Source organism: Acidovorax sp. HMWF018, from assembly GCF_003061035.1.
GTDB classification, from domain to species: domain Bacteria; phylum Pseudomonadota; class Gammaproteobacteria; order Burkholderiales; family Burkholderiaceae_C; genus Acidovorax; species Acidovorax delafieldii.
Genome location: NZ_QAIM01000435.1, coordinates 1 through 1,185 on the forward strand (window position 1 = coordinate 1; position 1,185 = coordinate 1,185).

At 68.2% G+C, this 1,185-nt stretch carries 1 protein-coding gene; it reads left to right on the forward strand.

Annotation, left to right across the window (positions count from 1 at the left end; translation table 11 throughout):
• Nucleotides 1-234: 234 nt before the first annotated feature.
• Nucleotides 235-1,185: FimV family protein (locus DBR23_RS18150; protein ID WP_369882133.1), on the forward strand; the 951-nt coding region annotated here is incomplete at its 3' end.

A 1,185-nucleotide genomic window follows, 5' to 3' on the forward strand; every position in this document is an offset into this window, starting at 1 on the left:
GCTGTGCAGGCCCCAGCCGTCCCGGCAACACCGACCGCGCCGCCGGCGCCCGAAGCCCTGGCATCCGCCCCCGCAGCGGCCGCGAGCACCCCGCCAGACACCGCAGTGGCAGCAGAAGCGGCCGCCTCGGCACCCGCCACGGAGGCGTCTGCACCCGCACCGGCCCCCAAACCAGCGCCCACACCCAAACCTGCTCCGGCCCCCGTCGAGGAGCCCGGTTTCCTGTCCACCCTTATGGACGACCCACTGCTGCCTATTGGCGGCGGCATCCTGGTGGCGGGTCTGCTCGGATTTGGCGCGTACCGCCTGGTCCAGCGCCGTCGACAGAACGGTGGGGTGGACAGCTCCTTCCTGGAAAGTCGCATTCAACCCGACTCGTTTTTTGGTGCCAGCGGCGGCCAGCGTGTAGACACGGCCAACAGCGACATGACCACCGGCTCGTCCATGGCCTATTCACCCAGCCAACTGGACGCCGGCGGTGACGTGGACCCCGTGGCCGAAGCCGACGTTTATCTGGCCTACGGCCGCGATCTCCAGGCCGAAGAAATCCTGAAAGAAGCCGTGCGCCACAACCCGGGCCGCGTCTCAGTGCACGTCAAGCTGGGTGAAATCTACGCCAAGCGCCAGGACCGCAAAGCCCTTGAGGCCGTCGCAGGGGAAGTGTTCAAGCTGACCCAAGGCGAAGGGCCTGACTGGAACCGCATTGCCGAACTCGGGCGTGACCTGGAGCCCGAAAACCGCCTGTACCAACCTGGCGGCCGCCCCGGAATGGCCGAGGATGAATCGCCTTCCGTGCCACCGGGCGGGTTCCCCAGCACCTTCACTGGTGCAGGCAGCCCTGCCGCAGCCCTGCCCCCAGACTTGGACCTTGACCTGGATCTGGACCTGCCCGATGACGCGCTGACGGACGCCCCGCCCGCTGCAGCCGGTGGTTTTGCTGCGGCTGCAGCGGCTGCTGCGGCCAACAACCGCAGTGAAGCCAGCGAACCACAGACGCTGCGCCCCGAGTTGGATTTGCCCAGCATCCCCGACGAGCCCACGGCCGCGTGGAGCAGTCAGGAAACCGCTCCGAGTCCCATGATGGCGCCGCCTCCAGTGGCCAATCTGGACTTCCCCAGCAGCGACGACCTGACCATGGCGCCGTCCGGCCCCATGCCACTCCATGGCGAGCCCCAAGACTCCGGC